This window comes from Microcystis sp., from assembly GCF_048564745.1.
Classification (GTDB): domain Bacteria; phylum Cyanobacteriota; class Cyanobacteriia; order Cyanobacteriales; family Microcystaceae; genus Microcystis; species Microcystis ichthyoblabe_A.
On record NZ_JBLZRT010000151.1, the window covers coordinates 1 to 23,595 of the forward strand.

Annotated in this window: 22 protein-coding genes and 4 pseudogenes; 10 read left to right on the forward strand and 16 right to left on the reverse strand. The window is 43.4% G+C overall.

The genetic code is table 11. From position 1 onward, the window contains the following. Positions 1–2: 2 nt before the first annotated feature. From ACOCD9_RS16290 to ACOCD9_RS16300, 3 genes and pseudogenes are all read left to right on the forward strand, one after another. Positions 3–305 carry a hypothetical protein gene (locus ACOCD9_RS16290; protein WP_419547962.1) on the forward strand — a complete coding sequence of 101 codons (303 nt, stop codon included), beginning with the start codon at positions 3–5 and terminating at the stop codon, positions 303–305. Continuing rightward, positions 295–499, forward strand: a pseudogene (locus ACOCD9_RS16295) (hypothetical protein). Before ACOCD9_RS16290 ends, ACOCD9_RS16295 begins: the two are co-directional and overlap by 11 nt. 121 nt (positions 500–620) lie before the next feature. After that, positions 621–1,163 (forward strand): hypothetical protein, encoded by a 543-nt coding sequence (locus ACOCD9_RS16300; protein ID WP_004268927.1) that lies wholly within the window; start codon positions 621–623, stop codon positions 1,161–1,163. A gap of 220 nt (positions 1,164–1,383) precedes the next feature. Here the strand turns inward: ACOCD9_RS16300 and ACOCD9_RS16305 are convergent. Next, a pseudogene (locus ACOCD9_RS16305) lies at positions 1,384–1,569 on the reverse strand (ISAzo13 family transposase); the annotation flags it as partial. A 298-nt stretch (positions 1,570–1,867) separates the two neighbouring features. On the opposite strand from ACOCD9_RS16305, the gene ACOCD9_RS16310 reads away from it, so the two are divergent. Beyond that, on the forward strand, positions 1,868–2,143 hold the full coding sequence (locus ACOCD9_RS16310; protein ID WP_016517014.1) for a hypothetical protein: 276 nt from the start codon (positions 1,868–1,870) through the stop codon (positions 2,141–2,143). Continuing rightward, positions 2,140–2,553: a type II toxin-antitoxin system VapC family toxin gene (locus ACOCD9_RS16315; RefSeq protein WP_287669623.1), complete on the forward strand. Its 414-nt coding sequence runs from the start codon at positions 2,140–2,142 to the stop codon at positions 2,551–2,553. The genes ACOCD9_RS16310 and ACOCD9_RS16315 overlap by 4 nt, the downstream gene beginning before the upstream one ends. Positions 2,554–2,932: 379 nt before the next feature. Here ACOCD9_RS16315 and ACOCD9_RS16320 read toward each other — a convergent pair whose 3' ends face one another. Further along, entirely contained in the window at positions 2,933–3,940 is a 1,008-nt protein-coding gene (locus tag ACOCD9_RS16320) for a Gfo/Idh/MocA family protein (protein ID WP_419547963.1), read from the reverse strand. 84 nt (positions 3,941–4,024) lie between these two features. On the opposite strand from ACOCD9_RS16320, the gene ACOCD9_RS16325 reads away from it, so the two are divergent. Beyond that, complete coding sequence (locus ACOCD9_RS16325; RefSeq protein WP_419547964.1) at positions 4,025–6,064, forward strand: hydantoinase/oxoprolinase family protein; 2,040 nt, start codon at positions 4,025–4,027, stop codon at positions 6,062–6,064. Between the two features lie 359 nt (positions 6,065–6,423). Here the strand turns inward: ACOCD9_RS16325 and ACOCD9_RS16330 are convergent, their stop codons facing one another. The 3 genes from ACOCD9_RS16330 to ACOCD9_RS16340 all read right to left on the reverse strand — a co-directional run bounded on the left by ACOCD9_RS16330 (position 6,424) and on the right by ACOCD9_RS16340 (position 8,149). After that, positions 6,424–7,044, reverse strand: coding sequence for a chorismate lyase (locus ACOCD9_RS16330; RefSeq protein WP_016517010.1), 621 nt, complete (start codon positions 7,042–7,044; stop codon positions 6,424–6,426). Positions 7,045–7,192: 148 nt separating this feature from the next. Continuing rightward, positions 7,193–7,489: a glutathione S-transferase gene (locus tag ACOCD9_RS16335; RefSeq protein WP_104397326.1), complete on the reverse strand. Its 297-nt coding sequence runs from the start codon at positions 7,487–7,489 to the stop codon at positions 7,193–7,195. After that, positions 7,490–8,149: a glutathione S-transferase family protein gene (locus ACOCD9_RS16340; RefSeq protein WP_419547965.1), complete on the reverse strand. Its 660-nt coding sequence runs from the start codon at positions 8,147–8,149 to the stop codon at positions 7,490–7,492. It lies immediately after the preceding gene. A 109-nt stretch (positions 8,150–8,258) separates the two neighbouring features. Here ACOCD9_RS16340 and lepB point away from each other — a divergent pair, with 109 nt between their 5' ends. After that, on the forward strand, positions 8,259–9,356 hold the full coding sequence (gene lepB, locus ACOCD9_RS16345) for a signal peptidase I (protein ID WP_419547966.1): 1,098 nt from the start codon (positions 8,259–8,261) through the stop codon (positions 9,354–9,356). A gap of 101 nt (positions 9,357–9,457) precedes the next feature. On the opposite strand, the gene ACOCD9_RS16350 is transcribed toward lepB, so the two are convergent. The 5 genes and pseudogenes from ACOCD9_RS16350 to ACOCD9_RS16370 form a co-directional block, all read right to left on the reverse strand. Then, a complete protein-coding gene (locus ACOCD9_RS16350; protein WP_002772019.1) occupies positions 9,458–9,748 on the reverse strand; it encodes a circadian clock KaiB family protein in 291 nt (96 codons plus the stop codon). After that, complete coding sequence (locus ACOCD9_RS16355; RefSeq protein WP_002740748.1) at positions 9,745–10,611, reverse strand: response regulator; 867 nt, start codon at positions 10,609–10,611, stop codon at positions 9,745–9,747. The genes ACOCD9_RS16350 and ACOCD9_RS16355 overlap by 4 nt, the downstream gene beginning before the upstream one ends. A 235-nt stretch (positions 10,612–10,846) precedes the next feature. Further along, positions 10,847–11,059, reverse strand: a pseudogene (locus ACOCD9_RS16360) (hypothetical protein); the annotation flags it as partial. A gap of 34 nt (positions 11,060–11,093) precedes the next feature. After that, positions 11,094–11,759, reverse strand: a complete 666-nt coding sequence (locus ACOCD9_RS16365; protein ID WP_419547967.1) for a hypothetical protein — start codon at positions 11,757–11,759, stop codon at positions 11,094–11,096. 96 nt (positions 11,760–11,855) lie between these two features. Beyond that, positions 11,856–12,152 (reverse strand): hypothetical protein, encoded by a 297-nt coding sequence (locus ACOCD9_RS16370; protein ID WP_072925379.1) that lies wholly within the window; start codon positions 12,150–12,152, stop codon positions 11,856–11,858. Between the two features lie 532 nt (positions 12,153–12,684). Here ACOCD9_RS16370 and ACOCD9_RS16375 point away from each other — a divergent pair. Further along, positions 12,685–13,908: an NB-ARC domain-containing protein gene (locus ACOCD9_RS16375; RefSeq protein WP_419547968.1), complete on the forward strand. Its 1,224-nt coding sequence runs from the start codon at positions 12,685–12,687 to the stop codon at positions 13,906–13,908. Here ACOCD9_RS16375 and ACOCD9_RS16380 read toward each other — a convergent pair. Together ACOCD9_RS16380 and ACOCD9_RS16385 are read right to left on the reverse strand one after the other, a co-directional pair. Next, positions 13,905–15,125, reverse strand: coding sequence for a serine/threonine protein kinase (locus tag ACOCD9_RS16380; protein WP_419547976.1), 1,221 nt, complete (start codon positions 15,123–15,125; stop codon positions 13,905–13,907). The two genes, ACOCD9_RS16375 and ACOCD9_RS16380, sit on opposite strands and share 4 nt — an antisense overlap. Before the next feature lie 36 nt (positions 15,126–15,161). Continuing rightward, a pseudogene (locus tag ACOCD9_RS16385) lies at positions 15,162–15,233 on the reverse strand (4-Cys prefix domain-containing protein); the annotation flags it as partial. A gap of 289 nt (positions 15,234–15,522) precedes the next feature. Here ACOCD9_RS16385 and ACOCD9_RS16390 point away from each other — a divergent pair. Next, positions 15,523–16,896: an ammonium transporter gene (locus tag ACOCD9_RS16390; RefSeq protein ID WP_419547969.1), complete on the forward strand. Its 1,374-nt coding sequence runs from the start codon at positions 15,523–15,525 to the stop codon at positions 16,894–16,896. Positions 16,897–16,961: 65 nt separating this feature from the next. Here the strand turns inward: ACOCD9_RS16390 and ACOCD9_RS16395 are convergent, their stop codons facing one another. Next, the gene (locus ACOCD9_RS16395) at positions 16,962–19,163 is read right to left on the reverse strand and encodes a PhoX family protein (RefSeq protein WP_419547970.1); all 2,202 of its coding nucleotides are present in this window, start codon (positions 19,161–19,163) and stop codon (positions 16,962–16,964) included. 273 nt (positions 19,164–19,436) lie between these two features. Here ACOCD9_RS16395 and ACOCD9_RS16400 point away from each other — a divergent pair, with 273 nt between their 5' ends. Beyond that, positions 19,437–19,760 (forward strand): DUF4164 family protein, encoded by a 324-nt coding sequence (locus tag ACOCD9_RS16400; RefSeq protein ID WP_002752658.1) that lies wholly within the window; start codon positions 19,437–19,439, stop codon positions 19,758–19,760. A gap of 37 nt (positions 19,761–19,797) precedes the next feature. Here the strand turns inward: ACOCD9_RS16400 and ACOCD9_RS16405 are convergent, their stop codons facing one another. From ACOCD9_RS16405 to ACOCD9_RS16415, 3 genes are all read right to left on the reverse strand, one after another. Further along, positions 19,798–20,484 carry an N-acetylmannosamine-6-phosphate 2-epimerase gene (locus ACOCD9_RS16405; protein WP_419547971.1) on the reverse strand — a complete coding sequence of 229 codons (687 nt, stop codon included), beginning with the start codon at positions 20,482–20,484 and terminating at the stop codon, positions 19,798–19,800. Between the two features lie 209 nt (positions 20,485–20,693). Further along, on the reverse strand, positions 20,694–21,203 hold the full coding sequence (locus ACOCD9_RS16410) for an inorganic diphosphatase (protein ID WP_002760578.1): 510 nt from the start codon (positions 21,201–21,203) through the stop codon (positions 20,694–20,696). A gap of 1,095 nt (positions 21,204–22,298) precedes the next feature. After that, positions 22,299–23,477: an AI-2E family transporter gene (locus tag ACOCD9_RS16415; RefSeq protein WP_287669646.1), complete on the reverse strand. Its 1,179-nt coding sequence runs from the start codon at positions 23,475–23,477 to the stop codon at positions 22,299–22,301. Positions 23,478–23,595 lie beyond the last annotated feature (118 nt).

Genomic DNA, 23,595 nt, shown 5'->3' on the forward strand with positions numbered 1-23,595 from the left:
AAATGGTTAAATCAACTTTGTACAGGACAGCAAAAGTCCTACCGGGAAATAGAATTGAAATTGAATCTCCAGAGCTGACTGTAGGACAAACTGTTGAGGTAGTTATTTTGGTTGAAGAAGTTAGTTCTGATTCTTCTACCAGCGAATATATCTCTCCATCCTTAAAACAGCGTCTTGCTTTTCTGAAGTTACCAATGACTGAACGGAGGAATATTCTCAAAAGTCAAGCCGATATAATGCTCTCTCACTATCAACAAGATTCTGAATGGCAGCAGTTAATGGCAGGTGACATCATTGAGTATTAACCCTGAGCTGCCAAAACGTGGAGAAATTTGGTTAGTCAACTTCGATCCTACTGTTGGTGCAGAAATCAAATGACACTCTTCAACTAAGGGGGGTGGATTTACAAAGGTTTATTCGTAAATTAGGAAGCATTTCTGAAATTACAATACTGGAAATTGTAGCCGCCATTGCTACTGTAATCGAATTTGAGATCTAACAAATCATTGCACCCGACCGTGTGTTAGATAGCTCGTAATCATGTAAACGTAGTATAATATGAGCGATCGCTATCCAAAATTGTCTAGTTTAGCCTTTAACTATTTATTCAGGAGATTACCGTGAATCAGTTATCTAAAGTCATCATCGCTGCTACAATGATAGGGTCATTTAGTTTACTATGGTTAATGGGCGATCTGCAAAGAAAAATTAGCAGTCTAGAAGGACAATTAAATCCTCAGCAACCGACTTATTCTCCAAGTGTTTCTGAACCATCGCCATCACCTACATCAACTCCTACTATTACTATTGAACCAACTCCAAATTTATCAAATCCAAATACGGGTGTAGTCGAGTCTGATATATCTGGTTGTTGGGTTAGAACCTTTTTTAGTGACCAGGATCAGTCATCTTTTTATCAGAAAATTACATACAAACTTGAGTTAGGAGGTAGTTATACCGGAGAGTGGTTTCAGGAGATTATTACTACTCTTACAGGCACATCTTCATCAGGACCCCATACCTTATCTGGTAAATGGATTATTGATGACGGATATGTTGTGATCCAAGAAGGTGATAAAGATATAAAATTAACACTAAAGGTAATATCGAAACATGAATTAATTCAAGTAGGAAGCGACTATCCTGCATTCACAAGATGTTAGGGACTTCCAGAGAATAAAATACCCAACAAAAAAATAGAAAAGTGTTTTTTTGAAAAAGTAATTATTTTTGTCTAGGAAAACAAAGAGTCTCCCATTACAACCTATTTTTCCGAAAAAATAGCAGCATAAACTTTTATACTTCCGAGCTTTTTCGATTATAACAAGGACAAGTTAAAGAATCAAATACAGTTTTTAGCTAACCATCTTAGTTAACTACAAACTAGGTCTTATCATAATAGATATCAATAAACCATTGTCCCAAATCGGGAAAGTCTTGATTCGTTGATTCTGTGAGACGTTCGATTTTTTCTTCGATTTTTTCCATGGCTTTTTTAGTAAGCTTTACTCCTTTTTCGTAAGTTTCAGTAATCAACTTAACAATCGGGTGTTTTCCTTTCCACGTCATAGGGAATTTTGTAGGGTGCGTTCCCTAATGCAAGTCCTACTGCTCCACCAAGAGATTTTGGGGAACGCACCATGCACATTTATTGAAACTGTGAGTCTAAGTGCGATGTCGAAGGCACTGCGTAGCAGTACACCGCTCTGGTGGGTTAGGTTAACGGCAGACCCCCAACTGTGATCTTTGACTTCATGCCAATTTGTGCGGACTGTATTCAGGTGTTACCTGCTGTGATAGTTAGTAAGTGAGCCTGTTCGTTGAGTTGAGGAGTAAAATAGGAGAAGTCCTAATCTAAGATTTAGTAATGGATAGAAGCATTATAGAACGGCAACCGCTAATTGAAGCAGTCAAGGCTCTCCCTGATGAGGCTTTAGTGGAACTGTCTAATTTTCTTGACTATCTTCGCTATAAAGCAGCCCATCAAAGAGAACTGACCACTCATTCTTCTAGTTTTCTGCTTGCAGTTGCAGGTTTAGGCAACTCTGGTCAAGAGGATATTTCAGAACGTGATGAAGAGATTCTAGGCAATGAGATTGATCCGGTGTCCGGCTGGAATCTTAAGCCAAGCAATTCAGTATGACGGCGATACTTGACACCAGTTTTTTGTTTGCCTTGACCGATCAGGGCGATCGCAATCATCAACGGGTGTTGGCTATTGCTCAAAGCGTGAATGAGCTATTGGTTCTACCTGTCGTTGTCTTGCCTGAGGTCTGCTACCTGATTGCATCAAGATTGAGCCACCAAGCAATGCGCCGTTTTGTATCCAGTATGACACCTGATGCGGTTCAAGTTGAACCTGTAATCCCAGAAGACTTGGTACGAGTGCATGAGATATTGGAACAATATGCTGACAATCAGCTTGACTTTACAGATGCAGCGATCATTGCCATAGCTGAAAGGCTTACTATTACTCGCGTTTACACACTTGATCGCCGAGATTTTTCGATTATTCGTCCAAGTCACTGCGATTACTTTGAGTTATTTCCTTGAACCGCCAGCTAACACTGCGTGGCAGCGGACGGTCAAAATTCGTCGCTGCTGAGCTTGCTTTCTAATGCCGTCGCTGATTTGATCCGTTAGCGATCGAGCGCGCTACGCACCGATCGGGTTCTGGACTTCCCCGTTGACAAAAAGGCATAACCTGTGCTGTAGGGGGGATTAAGAGAATTTCCGATACCCCCTTACTGGGTACAAATTAAGAAAACCTCTAATAAATCTAACGCCGTACAAACTCCTCGTCAATAGCAAATCAGGTTATACTTCACACCCCACACCCGTTCGGCTGAGCTCACGGCCGAAGCCCACACCCCACACCCTACCCCCACGAAAAACTTTTTCAGCAGACCCTACCTATCGATCCCATTTTTACCTATTCTAAGCGCACAATCTCTCCACCTCTGGCTAGAGATAATTCTGCTGCTTGGAGGATTTTGACTAATTCCGTCGCTACCGATCCCGAAGATACAGAAGAATTGACACCCGTAGCCACCGACTCTAAAAAATGTTTGCACAATGCTTTTAGGGGTTCACCATCGGCGATAGGGATAGATTCCGTCTCCTGTCCCCGGGGAATAAAATAGGCTTCCTGACGTTCAAAATCGCCCTTTTGTCGGGTTAAAGGCGATCGAGCGTCTAATTCATTAAAAATTAAAGTCCCTTCGCTGCCAACTATCCCTAAGCGTCGCTGTTTATCGGGATTCAACCAACAAAGGTGAATAGTCGCTTGAAAACCATCGCCATAGATCAGGGTTAACCAGACTAAATCGGCTAGATTAGGTTGTAGCCAAACTGTTCCTCGCGCCTGCACAGATATTGGTGTACTATCAAGCCAATGATTAAAAATCGAGATATCGTGAATAGCCAGATCCCACAAAGCGGACACATCCTGACGGACCGGCCCCAGGTGGGTGCGAGTGGCATAACCATAAAGAGGTTTACCGATACCCCCGGATTGCAGGACTTTTTGTCCGGTGATAACGGCCGGATGAAAAAGATAGGTATGATCAACTAATAAAATACGCTGTTTTTTCGCCGCTAATGCCGTTAATTCGCCACATTCTTGGGGATTGAGGGTTAAGGGTTTTTCGGCGAGGACGTGATAACCTAAATTAAGAGCATCTTTAATCAGGGGATAATGACTGATGGCGGGAGTAACGACGACCACAGCCGAGATTTCGGGGTGAAGGCGGATTGATTCCCAGTCATTGGCTAAAATAACCTTATTAGTATCGAGATTAAATTGATCGCGACAGAGATGAAGTTTTTCAGGGGAGGGATCAACGATTGCCACTACTTGTGCTGAGGGATGTTGAGAAAAATGACGGACGTAATGCACTCCCCAACGTCCTACCCCTAAGATAGCGATTCCTGTGGACATTTTGCTTACTCAGATAAATCAATCTAGTTTATCTTAAAAGAATTAGGCGCAATTGTTAATTGATTCTGAGAACTGGAAGGGATTATGTTAAAATTTTTTATCGATCGAGGGGGAACTTTTACCGATATAGTGGCGATAATCGATCGACCAGAAATTATTGAACGACTAGCTAGAGATGCCGCTAGATTTCTGATTGTTCCCCTTGCCGATCAACAGTGGATTGTTCTCTATAAACTGCTCTCGGAAAATCCCGAAAAATACTCGGATGCAGTCATTCAAGGGATCAAAGATATTAGCGGTTCCCTAGATAACATCGAAGTGATTAAAATGGGAACAACGGTAGCCACCAATGCGCTGTTAGAAAGAAAAGGAGAGCGCACGGTTTTGTTAATCACCAAAGGTTTTAAAGATGCCTTGAGAATTGGCTATCAAAATCGCCCCGATATTTTTGCACGTCAAATTATTCTTCCTTCTTTATTATACGAACAAGTTATCGAAGTGGCCGAACGCTACGATCGTCAAGGACAAGAATTAATCGCCGTTAATCCCGCCCAAGTTAAAGCCGATTTAATACCAGTTTATCAAGCGGGTATCCGAAGTTGTGCGATTGTTTTTATGCACGGTTATCGTTATCCCGACCACGAAAAACAAGTGGCAGCTATTGCCGAAGAAATCGGCTTTACTCACCTAGCCATTTCCCACCAAGTCAGTCCTTTAATGAAACTGGTATCCCGGGGAGATACCACGGTAGTTTCTGCCTATCTATCGCCAATTTTACGCCGCTATGTTGATAGTATTAGCCAGCAATTACCGAAAACTAGCTTGTTATTTATGAAATCCGATGGCGGTTTAGTCACCGCCGATAAATTTCAGGGTAAAGATAGCATTTTATCCGGTCCTGCGGGGGGAATAGTCGGGGCAGTACAAACCAGTTTAAGGGCGGGATTTAGCAAAATTATCAGTTTTGATATGGGGGGAACTAGCACCGATGTTTCTCATTTTCAAGGGGAATACGAGCGCCAAACAGATAACGAAATTGCTGGCGTAAGAATGCGAGCGCCGATGTTAAGTATTCACACCGTAGCCGCTGGTGGGGGTTCGATTTTAGTCTATGATGGTTATCGTTTTCGGGTCGGACCAGAAAGTGCCGGAGCTAATCCGGGACCTGCCTGTTATCGACGGGGTGGCCCATTAACAATTACCGATGCTAATGTTTTGTTAGGAAAAATTCAAGCTGCCTATTTTCCTGCTATTTTTGGACAAGAAGGAAATTTACACATAGATAGAGAGATTGTGCTGACAAAGTTTCAAGAATTGGCGGCAACAATGGGGGGTAATAATAGTCCTGAACTGCTGGCTGCGGGGTTTATTCAAATTGCCGTGGAAAATATGGCTAATGCGATTAAAAAAATCTCTCTGCAAAAGGGTTATGATCTCAGTGATTATACTCTTTGTACCTTTGGCGGTGCCGGGGGTCAAGTGGCCTGTTTAATTGCCGATACTCTGGGAATGAAAAGTATTTTTCTCCATCCCTACGCTGGGGTTTTAAGCGCCTACGGCATGGGTTTGGCCGATTTGAGGGTAATTAAAGAAAAAGCGATCGAACAGCCGTTAAATGCCGATTTAATCGGGGAGTTACTCCCGGAGATGAAGGAATTAGAAGTTTTAGCGGGTCGGGAATTAGAGGATTATAATCAGGTGCGGCAGCAAGTTAGTTTAAAATATCAAGGCAGTGATGCCACTTTAGCGGTTAATTTTAGCGATCAAATGCGTCAGGATTTTGAACAGGAACATCAAAGACGTTATGGGTTTAAGCAAGAACAAAAAGCTTTAATTGTTGAGTACATCGCCGTGGAATTGATCCAGACTATGGACAGTCCCCAAGAAGCAATTTTAACCCGCACCCGTCCCATGGGAGAATTACCTCCTATGCTCGATCGAGTAGCAGTTTTTATGGCTAATCAATGGCGGGAAACGCCAATTTATCAGCGTTCAGATCTGCAACCTTTTGATTGTCTGGCAGGACCTGCAATTATTATCGAAAAAATTAGCACGATTGTGGTCGAACCGGGTTGGATGGCAAAATTAACGGAGAAAAATCATTTAATTCTCTCCAAAGCTTAACTAGGGTTTGCGGCAAAAAGTTTTTCGTGGGGGTAGGGTGTGGGGTGTGGGCTTCGGCCGTGAGCTCAGCCGAACGGGTGTGGGGTGTGGGGTTTTACCAGTTTTGAGGTGGCCAATTACCTAATTTTCAGGGAAAAAGTGCCTAAATTTCCCCCACTTTTTGATTTCAAAAAAGCCTAAAGATATAGCGTTTCCTAAGCTAGTGAGGTACACCTGTTTTTCTTCCCCTTTGCCTTTTGCCTCTTGCCTTTTGCCTAAAACCCATAACTTTTGTACCTCAGCAGACTGAAAAACGCTATATTATCCAACAAGGTTTTTAGCTTTATTCAGTAAACCCTACATAGAAATATCTACGGCAGTTAACCTAACTGATCAATTCTCATTTCGCCGAGGTATTTACGGAGATAGGGAGAAAAAACCTCGTAAATCAGGGTAAGGGGTTGGCGAGCGTGCCAAAATAGGTAATGACGACCCCAAAATGCTCCTTTTTCCCCAAAAGCTATTTCTAATTCCGGGGAATGACCGTAATAAAGTCCCTGCACATCGCGATACAATTCCGTGTGCAGCCGCGAGAGACTTTCCCAAATCGGTAGGGAACGATTTTCCAGATATTCGTCCACTTGATTGGCGGACCACCAAGAAGCGGCATAGGCTAACCTTTGACCACTGGCTGTGCGTAACCAGACTTGACGACGCAATCTCGGCCCCGGAATCAGGCTAATTTTCATCGGTGCGCCATCCTCATCGTCGCCGATGGGGGACATATCGATCACATCCACTTCCGTTTTTTCACCGGTTAAAAGTTGTAAATGACGGGTGGGAGAACCATCGCCGAGAATTAAAATCTGCCACGGGGGTGCGAGTTGACTATGGGGTAAACCTTGTTTAACATTGGTTTCGTCTCCTTGCCAGAGAGGGGACAGGGAGTACCAAGGAGGATTAAGCAGGGGCTTTTCTTGGGGGCGGAGGATAGCAGTCAAGGTTTGTTACAAAACTTTATGATTTTTTCATTAATCATAACACGGGATTTTTGTCTGCTGGCGAAAAAAGCGATCGCCCTACGCCAATCCTCTCTAACTTTTTGGTTAGCAGATGCACTCTCGCCAAAGGAGATCGGCTATTTTGATCTTAACGATAAAAAGGTATCAAGATCTGGAGGAGTTTTTGTAATCTTCTCAGAGCAATTAATTGTCGAATCTTGGGATTAATTTGGGGTGGATAAATACTGGTGGCTAATTGTTCTTCTAGTAAGGCATATTCTGCCGCATTTAGGGGTTGATTATCCAAAGGTGATCGAGCCGAAGTGATAATTTCTGCTCGTAAAATTTCTTCGGGAATATCTTCAGGAGCGGGCAAAGCAAGGGCTTTTAGGGGCGATAAGAAACCGATCGAGATGAGGATAATAATTTTGGTCGTTCGCTGCATTTAATTTAAACCGGGGGGCAATTTTTCCCGACACTGTTGATGAATTTCCCCGATTCTAGCAAACAACCAGGGATATTTTTGACGATAACTGGGAATTAGAGCCAGAGGACTGAGTAGGGCAGTGGCGGCAATATCGGCTACACTTAATTTATCCGCCACCAAATAGGGCTGATTTTGCCAATATTCTAGAATCTTGAGGGCATTTTCTAGGCGCTCCTCCGCTAGTTTTACCCTGGCTGGGGTGATTTTATATTGTTGTCGCACGATATTAATAATTATTTGACTACTCAGAGAAGGATCGATCGCTTTTCCCTCTCCAGCGCGATAATCATAATAGACAAATCTCGTCGCTACTCCAATACTTTCATCTAACCAATCCTCTAGTAACCAAGATTGATTTTTCTCCTTTTCCCCAACGGGAATAAAAGAGGGGAAAGGAACTACTTTTTCTAAATATTTTAAAATGGCGGTAGAATCGGCAATAATCTCATCTGCTGTCATTAAAACGGGGACAGTGGTTAACCCTTTGGTTAGAGGCCTGAGTTTGAGAATATGTAGTCCGGGGGTGAGATTTTCTACTTGGTAATCAATCCCCTTATAACCTAGAGCTAAACGAGCTTTGCGACAGTAATGAGAGGTGCTAAATTGAAGTAAAAGCATTAAGTTTTGTTGGTTGCTATAATAGTTATCAGTTACCAGTTATCAGTTATCAGACTTGGGTTTTAAGTTAACTGTTCACTGTTTACTGAATTGCCAATAAATATATACTATGAGCAAACCCTCCCTTTTTTCGGCTGTTTCTCGTCCTTATGCGACTAATTCACAAGCAAAAGATCCCTGGTTAGCGGTCAATCTCTCGATGTTTTTCCCCGGTTTGGGACAATGGTATGCTAACAAAAACCAAAAAGCAACCATTTGGGCGATCGCTCAAGTAATATTAATAATTGTGACAATTTGGTCAATTTTTAGCCCCAATGGCCCTGTAAGCTGGGGATTAGGGGGAATAGTTGCTCTGGTTATCGTTTACATTAGCAATATTTTTGACGCTCACTGGACTGTTTATGATTCCAGACAGAATAACAGCTTAGAGAAAATTCCCCGGAAACAAAAAAACCCATGGTTTGCCGTCTTCGCTAACCGGATTATGCCAGGTTTGGGGCAATTGTACGCTGATAAGGTGAGATTAGGGATAATTTTTCTGACTATATCCCAGATTAGCCTGAAAATGGATCATTTTTTCACCAATATCCTCTTTCTTACCCCTTTAGTTACAGTGATCGCTATTTATCACGTTTATCACACTTTCCCTGATCAATTCCACCCCCATCGTCACACCTATCGTTCCATTTTGGCACTGATGGTGGGAGTGATTTTTACTTGGGGAATTATCTGTAATTATTTTCCTGATTGGTTACATCAAAGAATAGAATTTTTCCAGATTCCGAGCGAATCCATGCTACCTACCCTCGCAGTAGGTGATCGCATTTTCGTCAGTCAATCTGGTAATTATCAAGCGAAAAGAGGCGATATAATTGTTTTTAGAACTCCGGAAAAAATTAGGCAACTAGATCCTAAGTCTGGAGATTTTTTTATCAAACGAGTCATCGCTATTGCCGGGGATACCATTGAAATCCGGGGGGGCAAAGTTTATCTCAACCAGCAAGTTATCGAGGAACCCTACACCGCCGAGTTGGGCAATTATGAAATAGAATTTACGACTGTACCCCCAAAAAATCTGTTTGTTTTGGGAGATAATCGTAACCATAGTTTTGATTCCCATGCTTGGGGTTTTTTGCCAGAAAGTTATATCGTTGGTCAAGCCTATAAAGTTTACTGGCCCCTCGATCGTGTCCAGTCTTTGCTATGATGGGGATGACTATTGATTTTCAACTGTCTTCAAGGGATAATTTTAATCCTATCTACTTATTAGCGAGGAAAAACCTAACCAGAAGAATTTTTCGGTGAATCCTAATTGAGATGGGAGTCTTTGGGAATAACATCCAAACCGAGGAGAACCTTTTGGGTGTTGGACATATCACCGATAATTCTTTGTAGGGGTGGGGGAAGTTGTTTGACTAAAGTAGGAGTTACGAGAATTTTATCCTGTTCCGCTAATTGCGGCTGTTCGAGAACATCAATTATTTCTACCGTATAAAGACCGGATAACTCCTCGCGACAGATACGAAAAATATTAGCGATCGCCCTTTGGGATTTACTTGAATCGCCCATAATGTAGAGTTTGAGAAGATATTGACTCATGATTGCGTGTTATTGAATAGTTTAATGTTGCTGAGACCGATATAGTATTTACGATAGAAAGAGACGAGATAACCCATCAATTCCAGGACCATGAGACGACCTTCGCTAACGTAGGCCTGCGCTTTGGCCAGGGTGACATCCTGATTTTTTTGGCGTAGGGTGGTGGTATGAATGTCCACCACATCGCGAGGACTAGCTTTTAAGAATCCTAACTTATCGGCCAAGCTTCGCAGTCGTTCCGATAGATTATGTTCCACTTTGTATGCTTGTTCTTCTAAAGCTAAATCTAATAAATCTCCGTAATTTTGAACTAATTCTTGAAAAATATCGGGAATACTCTGCCTTATTGCCTCAGAACCGAACATTTTCGCTGTGATGCTAGTTTGTCCTCCCTTGATTAACTGTTCCAGTTCGCGAAATTCTTCTTCCTGTTGTTGATGTTTAAGATTGAGGATATATTGCTGACGCTCGATCGCCACACGAATTTGATAGACTAAAAGACTACTATCGATATTATTTAACTGAATATAACCATCAGCACCCAGTTGAAAGGCTTTAACGACTAATTTCTCATCATTGCTAGTGGTTTGAACCACTATCGGTATAGCAGCGGCTAATTCTCTGGTTTTGACTAGAATATTTAAACCGGGGGGGACGGAGATTTCCAAGCTTAAGAGGATGAGATCAAATTTCTCCCCTGCCAGTTTTTCGGCAGTTTCCTCTAGATCCTGAGCTTGGGTGAGGGTAAAAGTCAACCCCTCAGCCAGAGAACATTGGGGGGCCTTTAACAGCAATCTCTGGATTAATTTAACAGTCGTCGGTTCGTCCTCTATCAATAAAATCCTACAGAGATCCCTAGTCATTGTTAATCGATCGCTAAAATTATCTTTTTTCCCCCTACTCTCATAGTAAGCCCATCTTTGGGAAACTCAAGGACAAAATCACAACATATCTCCGGCAAAAGTGAGATTTTAATGGCGACCTTGCTCTTAAATTCCTTAATTTAACGATTTTTCCTGAAAAAGATCGCTTTTCTACTCCAAGGAAACAATCTATTTCCTTTTTCTCCCCACTTCCCCAGCTCCTCACTTCCCTCACCTATTTTGACTCAATTCGGCGAATCGCCACCACTGCCGGCCGGGGAGGTTGATTAACTTGACCACTGGGCCAATTCGACCCTAGGGGTACTTGTCGCATTTGTTCAAATTCCTGCCCATTAGTGGTTTTAAGGGCAAATTTACGGTTTTCAAAGGCCAAATCCCGACGAATTCCCCCCGCTTCCCCCGGATGTTGTACTGCCAAAAATACAGAAGAAAACCTCATCAAGCTTTGCTAAAATCCAATACTATGGAGTGGTGGGGAGATTCCTGATATATTCCTGAACTCGATCATCGGGATGGCTGATCCCTAGCTTGAATACCGTGTAGAAGAAATTTTGGATCGATCTCCAGATGTTTAAAGCTTGTTCCCTGATGGATGGATGGGCCGAGAGCCTAATCAACGGTAAATTTCCTACCATTTGATGATCTTGATTGTGAGGATGAGGACTAAATAGAACCCGATAATCCTCGGCGATAATTTCTTTATCGCATCTCATCCAGTCTTCAAAAGTTCTAATCTGTTGGGGACTATAAATGCAATGCTCTTCGCTTAAACCTCGTATTTTGTAATAGGTTCTGGGTAATCGTTCTTTATAAATTCGTAAGTTGTGATGAACAGCGAGATAGGATAGAGTCCAGTGATGTCCGTATTCGTGGGCTAAGGTTCGTTGTAATTGCTCGATCGTACCTAAAACAAGAGAGTTGAGGCGAATTCTCGCTTTAAATGTCTGTCCATCATATCGTCCGTACCAATCACCATTGGTATTTAGTCCCAAATCCCTAATTTCTATTACATCCAACCACGCTAATTCGATTGGTGACGAAAGACGAAGTTCCTGCTCGACAAAATCCGATAGTGATTCTAATTCGTCTAGAGTATATTGTTTACTAAAGTCTTTTATCGTAGGCATCGCAACGTGATTTTCGTAGATTCTTAACCGACTATTCTAATAATATAACCTAGCCCAACATCGTAGATTGGGTTATATTATATGTGTTATAAGATATTATTTTTTCTTGCTTGAAGGGTCAAAGATAGTTGGCTGTTGCCGGTCATCCAACTCATCGAACGGGTCCTTCTCTGGATCTTCCGGCAGGATGGGAGCGCTTGCCATCTCGATTATTTTTTTGCCGTCGCGAACGATTTCCCGATACATTACTCCCGTACTTTTCTGATTGGCGAACACTCCAGATTCGAGTTTATTTAGACAGTCCTTCATTCGCTCGATCCTCGATTTCGGCACTCCTGCCTCCAAAGCTTCTTGAATATTTCGTTTTAATTCTTGAGTAGTGATGGGGATCATTGATTTTAGTGTCTTTAAAATACACTGGAAACACTCTTACTATAGTGATTATACAAAGAGAAGAACAGAAAAACTACTACTAATTAACCAACTTCTGACTAACTTCTGACAAATTTTTGAATAACTTCTGACAAATTTTTGCTACTATAGACATATACCTAAAATCATCATTTATGCCTAGATCATTAGAAATCCCTCTGGAATCCATTTTAAAGCTAACTTCGCCCAAACAAAGGAGAAGCCAACAAGGATAGTCTTGTTGGCTCATTACCCTAGAGCGATAGCATCTATTGACTACTGTTTTCCTTCTTGTTCTTCCTCCTCTTTTGCGTCGGGGTCGCGAAATTCATCGATCAGATCGAGGATCGCTCTCAAAAGATTGACGCTCATTTGGCTCTCTTGGATTTGGTGGGTAAAATGTATTCTAAGATACATTCCTGCTGGCGAGGGAAATGAATTGCCCTAAGAATTGCTTTATTATAGTTTTAAATTCTTTCTGAATAACTTCTGAATAACTTCTGAATAACTGCTTATGTCTCGATCGCTGAAAATCAATCCCGAATACATCCCTAAAGCCGAACTCGCTCTTAAACAAAAGGGATACACGAATAAAAGTACCTTCGCCGAATTGATTCCTTTGGCTAGAGCGACAGTTACCAAATTTTTCACAGGTAAGCCGATTAGTCATGAGACTTTTACGACAATTTGCGAGAAATTAGGTTTAAACTGGCAAGAGATAGCATTGCTAGAAGAAACGTTCGGGAAAGGGGAAATTGATCGGAAGGACTGGGGAGGGGTACCGAAGGCGGATTTTTTCTACGGACGGACGGAAGAACTCGCCGAGATCAAACGGTGGATCATCGGTGACAAATGCCGTTTAATTACGGTTTTTGGGATGGCAGGGATGGGAAAAACTGCTCTCGCGGTGAAACTAGCGCAGGGGATCGAGGGAGATTTCGATTACCTCATCTATCGTTCCCTTAAACAAGTTTCTCGCCTTACGGAACTTTTGGGGGATTGGTTAGAGATTTTGACAAATTCTCCCCGCCGGGAGTTACCTGATAGTATCGATATCCGTTTGGCTAGGCTAATCGATCGAATGACCTATCATCGGTGTCTTTTGTTATTGGATGACGGCGAGGAAATTCTGCAAAGCGGCGATTTAAGCGGGAGATATCGAGAGGAGTTTGAAAACTACGAAAAGCTATTGAGACGGGTGGGAGAAGCACCGCATAGAAGTTGTTTAGTATTGATGAGTCGGGAGAAACCCAAGGATATCGATTTTCTAGAAAAGCGGCAGAATACAGTAAAGTCTCTGTTCTTGGGAGGACTCGATGAACTATCGGCTAGGGAGATGGTAAATAAGGAGGGAGGAGAAGGAACAGAGAGGGAGATTCGGGATTTTATCGAACTGTATCGGGGTAATCCTTTTTTTCTTAAGCTTGCTTTGGCTAGAATCGTCGATCTCTTCAGTGGTAATATTGCGGAGTTTTTACAAGCTGGGACGATAAATTTTAGTGATATTAATGGGATGATCGAGGTGCAGTTGCAAAGGCTTTCGGAAATCGAGCGGGAGATCTTGGAGGTTTTGGCGAGGGAAGAGGAAGCGATTTCTGTCTCGGAATTACGATCGAAGCTCAATAAATCCGGACTGACGGACGCAGTTGATTCTTTGAGAAAGCGAGCGTTCATCGCAAGCAGAGATTCAGGCTTTATTCTTCCGAATTTGATTAAATCCTACGTTCTAGGACTTTAATCGAGATAGCGAGGAACGATGTTAACTTTTATCGCGTCTTTAACACTATTATTAACACTCCCTCGGATAACTTGCTCTAGTTCCTCCGCTAGTTCTGGGAGAATGATCTCGTCTCGTTTTCTGAGGATTTCCACCTGCACGGTACAACCATATTGCTTGGGATCGAGAATAATATTCGAGTATTTTTGGATGATAGGATAAGGGCTATCTTTTAACTTAGCGGCATTAATCGCTTTTTGGGCATCTCTAGCTAGGGCATTGCTATCCTGTTTGCCATCTTTTCTAATCCTGCATTGGGTGTCATTGCTAGTATTAGGATTAGTTGGAGAAGGATCCGACTTGATGATCGCGAAATATCCGAAAACTAAAAACCCTAATACCATAGCCCACAAGACTACTGTTTGAAATATAGAACCAGAGTTTTCCTGTGAATTAACCTTATCTTCAATGATTTGAATTCGTTTCAATATATCCTTTGTATTTCCGGGCCGCCCGTTAAGTTTTCGCTCTAAAAGACTATTGATTAAGGCGGCAAATTGATCCGATACGGGTGTAGATTCTGCACGCCACAGTAACTTTTCTTGAGTATCTTGTTCGATTTGAGAGGGATTCTTGTTGGTTAGAAGATGGACAAAAGTACGCCCGAGAGCATAAAAATCGGATTTGAAATCGGTTCTGCCTCGGTACTGTTCGGGAGCCATATAGGGGAAGCTCCCGATCCTTGTCGTAGTTTGCTCGTTTATATTTTGATTAATTAAACGAACCGCACCTAGATCGATTAGAAATATCCTGTTATCGCTATCGCGGTACATAATATTAGAAGGTTTAATATCGCGATGGATGAAATTATTAGAATGTAGTCTTTCTAAAATAGTAGTTACTTGTTTTAACCAGTCGATCGCCCGCCTTTCATCGATCGCCCCGTGCTGTTCTAGCCACTGCTCTAAGTTTAGTCCTGGGATTTTCTCCATCACTAGACAGTAAGCGGGAATAGGATTATTGGGAAACTCGATCGGGAAATATCCGCCTTGTCCTACTGTAGGAAGTCCCTCGATCCGGTAATTTTTTAATAAATCTGCCTCTCGATCGAACCGAGAAATCGTGTCCGGGTTCCCTGTGTAGAGAACTTTGAGAACCTTGGGAGTGTCTTGATCCTTCACATCCACCACATCGTAAAGGGTAGTTACCCTGTCCTCCCTCTGGTGTAGTACTTTCATCACCCGATATCTATTCTGTATTAGCAAGTGGGAACCGCAAGCCTCACAGATACTCCCATCTTCGGAGTTCTCCGGGCGGGGACAGATGGGATTGATACATAATCGCATTGAGTTTTCGACAGGCGATCGGGAATTCAGATATAGAGAACAAAAAAGAGAGAAATAAGATTCTGCGAGATAAGATTTAAGTGTTTATCCCGAATGGTATAAATCTATCGTAGCGTGGAGTTAGACAAAATACAGTCATTCCGATCTATCTTCTGATTCACAAGTCAGACATTTCTTTTCCATGACTAAGGCAGAATTTCAGCGGGCTATCGTTAGAAAAATTTTTCGGTGGCGATATTTCAGCTTATTTTTCGCTACTATACTCGTAAACGTTGGTATATCGGCGGTAATGGCTCAAGATCCCGGATTATCCGAGCAAGTGGCGCAGTTAAACCGCGGTCAAAATACGATCTGGGTGTTACTCACGGGTAGTCTCGTCTTCTTCATGAACTGCGGCTTCGCCATGCTAGAGACGGGCTTTTGCCAGAGTAAAAATGCGATCACCGTCCTCGCCAAACACACGATCGTCTTTACCGTCGCTACCGCAGTCTATTGGCTGATCGGCTTCGGGCTGATGTTCGGGGATGGCGGCAAATTTGTCGGAACACCGGGTTTTCCTCCACTCAATGGTCAATTTCCCTTCCTAGATTGGGCGGATATTCCTCTAACAGCTAAATTCTTCTTTCAACTCACTTTCGCGGGAACTGCCGCCACGATCGTATCGGGGGCGGTGGCGGAGAGGATTCGCTTCGGGGCGTTCGTCCTTTTTAGTGCCTTTTTTATCCTGATTTACTCCATTGCCGGTTTTTGGATTTGGGGAGGGGGCTGGTTGCACGAGTTGGGGTTTCGGGATTTCGCGGGTTCGACGGTGGTTCACTCGGTGGGAGGATGGGCGGCTTTGACGGGGGCGTGTCTGTTAGGGCCTCGTGCGGGAAAATATATCCCTTGGGGGCAAGGGGAAAACCGTTCCTTCAAAAATACTAGCTATCGCGGCCATAAAATCATGGCGACTTTTGGCGGTAATCCGAGCCTAGCGACCTTGGGATGCTTTATTCTCTGGTTGGGTTGGTTCGGCTTTAACGCGGGTTCTACCCTCGCGGCCAATGCGGACGCAATCTCCCATATCCTCCTGACGACACTCATCGCCGGGGCTTTCGGCGCGCTGGCCTCCACCACTCTCGCTTGGATATTCTCCGGTAGGCCGAGTCTAACCTTTATTATTAATGGCATTCTGGCGGGTTGTGTCAGTATTACCGCCCCCTGTGCCTTCGTGAATTTTTTGAGCGCGGCGCTAATCGGCTTTATCGGTGGGGCGATCGTTCTTCTGTTTAGTACTTGGCTCCAAAAAGGGGAAATCGACGATCCGGTGGGAGCCGTTCCCGTTCATCTCGGTTGCGGTATCTGGGGTACTCTGGCCGTGGGGATTTTCTGTTTAGCCCCCAAAGATATTCCTTGGGCGGATACCTATTTAGATCTGCCGAAAGGGGGGTTACTTTTCGAGGGAGGAGTGGATCTATTTATGGCACAATTGATCGGGATCGGGGTTATAGGCTTTTTGGTCGCCAGTTGTAGTCTATTACTCTGGATCTGTGTGGGATGGTTCTTCTATCGCCTGTCGCATCCCAGTAATTTTGGTTTCCGTCCGCACAAGGGGTTGCGGGTTTCGCAAGAGGAAGAGGAAAAGGGAATTGATTCCCTGTTTGCGGAATGGGAAGAGAAGTAATAGTTTAGGATGTCGATACAATAGCGGCATAGCCAGAAAAGAAAGAGGAAACTTTCGTTTAAAGTCTATTTTGACTCAATTCGGCGAATCGCCACCACTGCCGGCCGGGGAGGTTGATTAACTTGACCACTGGGCCAATTCGACCCTAGGGGTACTTGTCGTATTTGTTCAAATTCCTGCCCATTAGTGGTTTTCAGGGCAAATTTGCGGTTTTCAAAGGCCAAATCCCGACGAATTCCCCCCGCTTCCCCCGGATGTTGTACTGCCAAAAATAACGTCTCTTGGTCGGGAGTAAAGTACAATCCCGTTAATTCCGCATCCATGGGAGCGATAGCAAAAGGATAGGGATGCTCTTGACCCTTGGCAAACACCCAAGCGCTATTATTGCCAAAAATACCCAATAAATCCCGTTGACTAACCGGGACCCCTTGGGGATAACGAGTTTTCATCTCTCGATTTAACCCACCCGTGGAAATATCGCTAACCATCCAGAGATTTCCCTGTTTATCGAAAGCGAGGTTATCGGGATTAGAAAAACCCTCACCTTTCTCTGTCGGTTCCCCTCCATAAGCGACCACATCCCAACGAAAACTTAAGGAAGCAGCATCGTTATTATCTTCCCTTAAGCTGATAATCCAACCAAATTCGTAGGGTATTTCGCCATTTTGCCCCTTAAATATTTCCTTATCGGCTCCTCCCTCCGCTTCACTGGGACTACCAGAGGTAAAGGTCATATATAAAGTGCCATTCTCGTCCACTTCCGTATCTTCCGGGCGACCAGTACAAGTGACCCCAACGGCGTTAGCTGCAAAATGAGCATCGATGAGAATTGCCCCCTGTTTTTCCGTCCTATTACCTTCATACAGGTCTGCGAGGGTCTTATATTTAGCTTTGTAGGCCAGAATCTCCTCATCGTCCTTAAATAGCAGTAATTTAGTATCATTGACCGTTCTTTCGGGATTCGGCAAGGCTACCACCCCATCCCCGCGACTAGCGGCAATTTGACTCGGTAGGACGGGATTTATCTCCGTGTCGGGATTTAAGGGTATCCAATAACCGGTTTTATCGGGGTTGAATTTGGCCCCGTAGAGCATTCCTTTTTCTAGGAGTTTTGAGTTATTTTTCTGCTTAATATCGCTAATTTTGCCCTCGGAAACGAATTTATAGACATGACCGCCTCTGCGATCGCATCCTGAATAAACCGCCAAGGGTTGCCCCGTCCGAGCGAGAAAAGCGACCGCTTCATGGCGAAAACGCCCTAACCAAGTGTGTTTTGTGCCGTAATCGTCGGGATTGGCTGGATCCACCTCTACCATCCAACCGTATTTATTTCCCGCTAACCCAAAGACGTTACCCCGGCCATCCACTTCCCCACTATTGAGAATAAAGGGGGTAGTATCGGGATGCAAGGGGGAACCATCTTTTAACACTACCTCCGTCACTTGGTCTTGAAAGTTCTCCTCGGCACTAAATACGGTCCCCCAAGGCGTTGTTCCCCCAGCGCAATTTTGAAACGTTCCGATAATTTTTGCCCCTAATCCGTCATCGTAGCCAAGTTTATCGGTTTTGGTAAAAATTGCTACAGCAGGACCAGTCGCTTTCAGGTAGTGATCGTCCTTTAGTCCAGAAATACCGGTAATGCGGCGATCGGCTTTACTATAGGTACGTTGCCATTTTCCCGTTTGATCTTTAGCGAGGGAAATTACGCCAATTCCCTGATCAATTAAGCCTTCTAGGGAGATTTCCTCGATTTTTGCCCTTAAGCTGGCATCTTGCAGGCGATAGGCGGCAATTTCGCCCTTTTCGTTCGTTTTTTCCCGTACTTCCTGGACGGGTAGGGTTTTACCAATCACTTGTTCAAAGGTTTGTAGCCAAGTACGACCACTGATATATTCAAAATTAACGGTTAGATAACCTTGACCCGGACTGGTTTCGATAAAAGATAGATAATCATTGTTATAACCGAAACGGGAATCACCCACTTTATCCCCCCACTGTGCCAGCACATCGTAGGTGAATCCTTGCGGAAGAACGAGATCATCCAGGACTTTATAGGTTTGATAGGCACTTTTTTGGCTTTCATCGCTCATACCGTCAATTTTTAAGGGAATCGGCAGTTTGACTGGAGAAAAGTTTAAGCCAAAACTATTGGCAGCGATCGCAGGACTGCTAATCAGAGAGGAATATTTTTTCTCTTGCAGACTGAAAAAAGAGACACCGGCAGTGGCAGTTAAAAAGGTGAGGAAATTACGGCGAGAAATACTCATATTTTCAGAAATAAAGTCAAAACTGGTGTTCAGACCTTGATTAGGTTAAATTTTATTACATAAACTTGACATAGGTATTATATATTATCCAAGTTATGACTAAGTTAACAGCCAGTTAAAAGTAATCAGTAAACAGTAATCGGTGCAAAGACAGCAGAAAACTGCCATAATCAGTAAGCAGTAATCGGTGCAAAGACAGTAGAAAACTGCCATTTAATACCGCTCACTTAAAATTCAAATCTGATAACTGAAAACTGAATAGGGGTTTAGCAAATGTCTAACGAAACTGTAACTTATTCCCTAGAAGCCGTTCTGACAAGGATTGAGGGAAAAATCGATAACCTACAAAGAGATGTTACTCAAAAATTCGACAAAATCGATGAACGTCTCACAAAATTAGAAATCGGACAAGCCGAACTCAAGGGAGAGTTAAAAGGAGATATTAAAGCTTTAGATGAGCGATTGACCACGGAAATCAAGGGATTAACGGCACGGATTGCCTATCAGGAATTTACTAACCGGGGGATTTTAATCGCTTTAGTCGTCGCCATTTTGGGTGGTGCGGCTAAACTTTTTGGGTTTTTTCCTAATCCCTAGAAGTGGCTACTAGGCACGGCTAGGAGCAAGATCAATGTCATGAATATTTTGATAAAATTCCTTGTAAAAAAGCGGTAGTTTTTAAATCAATCCCTGTAATTGCCGTGCCGACAACTACCGAATAGGCACCAACTTCTAGGGCTTTTTTGGCTTCTGTTGGAGTCGATATTCCTCCTTCACAGATAACAGGAACTGATAACTTATTAACTAATTCTTCTAGGAAAGAAAAACTCGGCGGATGCAGATGTTTAGTGGCTTCTGTGTAACCGTAAAGAGTTGTACCGACAACATCAGCACCGGCTGCCACGGCATAAATAGCACTTTCGATCGAGTCTATATCTGCCATGACTAATTTACCAGTTTCCTGATGAATACGATCGATAATTGTGGCTAAATTTTCATCATCGGGGCGCTTTCTTGGGGTAGCATCTAAGGCAATTATATCGGCACCCGCATCGGCAATAGCGAGAGCATCTTGATATTTGGGAGTAATATATACCGAACAATCGGGATAATTGCGTTTCCAGAGCCCAATTATCGGTATATCCGGCAATTGTTGACGGGTGGCTTTCAGATGAGCGGGACTATCAATTCTTACCCCACAAGCACCCCTATCCACGCAAGCATGAGCCATGGCAGCAATAATTACAGGATCGTGCAGAGATGACTCCACCGGCGCTTGACAGGAGACGATTAAACCCGATTTTAAGGTTTCTATTCTCATAAATTATGAATTATGAATTATCAATTATGAATTAGGAAGTAGGGAATGGGAATTATAAATTATGAATTATCAATTATGAATTAGGAAGTGGGGAGAAGGGAGAAGGGAGAAGGAAGAATATATAAAAATAATCTCCTGAATTCTGACTCCTGAATTCTGACCCCTGACTCCTGCCTCCTAACCCCACCAATAAATTTGTTCAGCAAACCTTACTTATAAGCAGCAATACACTGTTCAACTAAAGCGGTTACTGCGTCCACATCTTTCCAACCGAGAATTTCTGTGACTTTTTTCTCTAGATTCTTATAGGTTTTGAAAAACTCGGCGATTTCCTCCAAGCGATGGGGAGAGACATCTTTGAGAGATTTTACCTCTGCATAACGGGGATCTTTAGCGGGAACACAGAGAATTTTTTCATCGCGATCACCACCATCGATCATTTCTAACATACCAATGGGACGCGCTGTAATCACACAGCCGGGGAAAGTAGGCTGATCCATGATCACCATACCATCTAAAGGATCGCCATCATCGGCGAGGGTATTGGGAACAAAACCATAATCACAGGGATATTGTACCGAAGAATAGAGAACGCGATCGAGAGCAAAGGCGTTTAAATCCTTATCAAACTCGTATTTATTCTTACTGCCGGCGGTGATTTCCACTAAAACGTTAATTAAACCGGGTTTCGGTTGGGCAGGAATGCGCGATAAATCCACAAGCTTTCTCCAAATACAAGACAATAGCGCCTTTAGAGTCACCTAAAAGCGCAAGCAAATTAAAAGACACTTTGATTGACTCCGATCCAAATTTTACCCATAAGGGGGATCGGGACGAAGAAAAAAAATTTTATCTTGGCAATCGTCTATCTCAATTCTGTCACCTCATTTGCCTCGTTAGGGAGTAGGATGTGTTACCGGTAAGGGGTTCTTCGGTATAGTTAGGCGTGGAGTTATATCCAATCGCTAACAAGGGTAACGTTAGGGTCAGAATTGCGATCATGGTTCCGAGTAAATTAGCCCACCTATGACTAGGAGGTTCGGAAGTCTTCCCTGACGGGTTGCTTGATTCCATAAAGGGGTCGTGTTGAACTCGACAAGTAAAGAATACGAGAGATATATAGAGCAGTCAGCTATCGGCTTTTAGCTTTTAGCAAATTACTGCTATTTTTTGCCTTTGAGCTTGGTTAACGTCTCGTTAAAAAGCGAAACATTAACAGCAATACTCTCCCTACTAATTATATTTTACCAATTCTTTTCCAAGAGTTCACTCTGATACTTTTCTTGACGATCTCTCCAGATCATGGTCTGTTGGTGTTCGTCCCTGTTACATTGTGGGTGCAAGCACAGCTTCCTTGTCTGATCCCGAAATCAAGTTGTTTCCTACTCAATCCACAAAAAAAATGTCTGAAAAGCCCAAATATTAAGCGATTCAAACATTTTCTCATTGCAATCGGAGGGTGATATTGACTTTATGTCTTAACTTCGAGCTTACGATAGAAACCTAGCTGTTAATGTAGCCTATTTAACCAAAATATCGATTTTTTGCTGATTTATCGGGATAGACAATCACCTTTTCTTAGAAATTATCCGAGTTTAGAGATAATTGGTTAGCTAATCTCCCAATAAGCCAGGCCCCAGAGACCAGCAAGGCATCCGCCAGGGACGGCGATCAGGGCAAGTGGAGTTAATCTACCAATATGGATATCATAACTCGATCGAGGGAGAAAAGCCAAGAACCTACGAGAAAATTGCCGATTTCTCCCGTCCAATATTACTGCTCACATCGCCCTAGATCATGCCGTCAGTCATTCTTCAGCGAGAAACCACCTCGCTAGAGGATTCCGATTCCAGGGGGAGAGAGGGTTTAATTATCCCGTATTTTGTCTCCTCCGGTGTCACTTGACGGATCACCTCCAAAGCTTCCTTGATCATTACTGCCATGGGAACCGCGACAATCACCCCCAGTAAACCGCCCACTCGCGCCCCCGTCAAGACCGAAACCAACACCCAAAAGGGATTTAACCCCGTGACACTGCCCAAAATCCGGGGAGCAATGCCGTTTTCGACAATTTGCTGCACCACTACAGCTACGGCTAAAACTTGCAGAGCTAAACCAATATCGCGCAAAGCTAGTAAAGCTGTCACTGTGACAATGCCGACAGTTCCCCCAAAAGGGATTAAGGCCATGGTGCCAATCAAGAGGCCGAATAGGAGACCAAAAGGGACTTTAATCGATAAAAAGGCCGTGACTAATCCCAGGGCCATGCAGGTGGCACAAATCACCTGTCCGACAAAGTAATTCTGAAAACTTAAGCGTAGGGTTAGAGAAAAGGGTTGTTGGACGGGTTTGGGCAACCATTGGATAATACTCCTCCAGATATCGGGACTGTGGAGAAGTAGATAAAAGGTGAGGATAATGGTTAGCAGCACATCAAGCACCCGCACCACGGTAAAAACGGTGAGATTAAGGGCTAAATTAACGCTTCTTCCCGCTAAAATTTGCAATTCTGCCCCTAAACGACTGTTAAACTGAGCGATCAGACCATCGAAACTGATCGGAATCGGTAGATTCATCGTGTCGATTTTGGTATCTAGTTGCATCAGTTGGCGCTGTCCCGAGTCTAACCATTCCGGCAATCTGTTGACAAATTGCTGTGCTTGGGTGAAGACTAGGGGAACTAGGGTGATTCCCACGGCCACAAAAATTAAAATCGTGATCAGGGAAACCACGATCGCAGCTAAACCCCGTTTTAATCCCTGACGTTCCAACCAAGTCACTGGATAACCCAAGAGAAAAGATAGAACGGCCGCTATCAGTAAAATAACAAATAAAGATTCAAAATAGCCAAAAATTGCCGATAATGCCCAGGCATTCAGAACTATAAGTGGTGCAGCTAGAGCAATCACCAGTAAGCGAGATAGGGAATTCAGGGATTGCCACCACGTCTGAACCCAATTGCGTTTCGGGGGAACGACTTTAACTTCCACCATGAAGCCTCTTAAAGGGTTTGTTTCAATACTTGTATTCTGACAGATCGAAGCCGAACCCGCTAACTCAACCGGGGGAGTGGGGTGATGGGGTGTGGGATGCTGACAGGTGTAGGTTTAT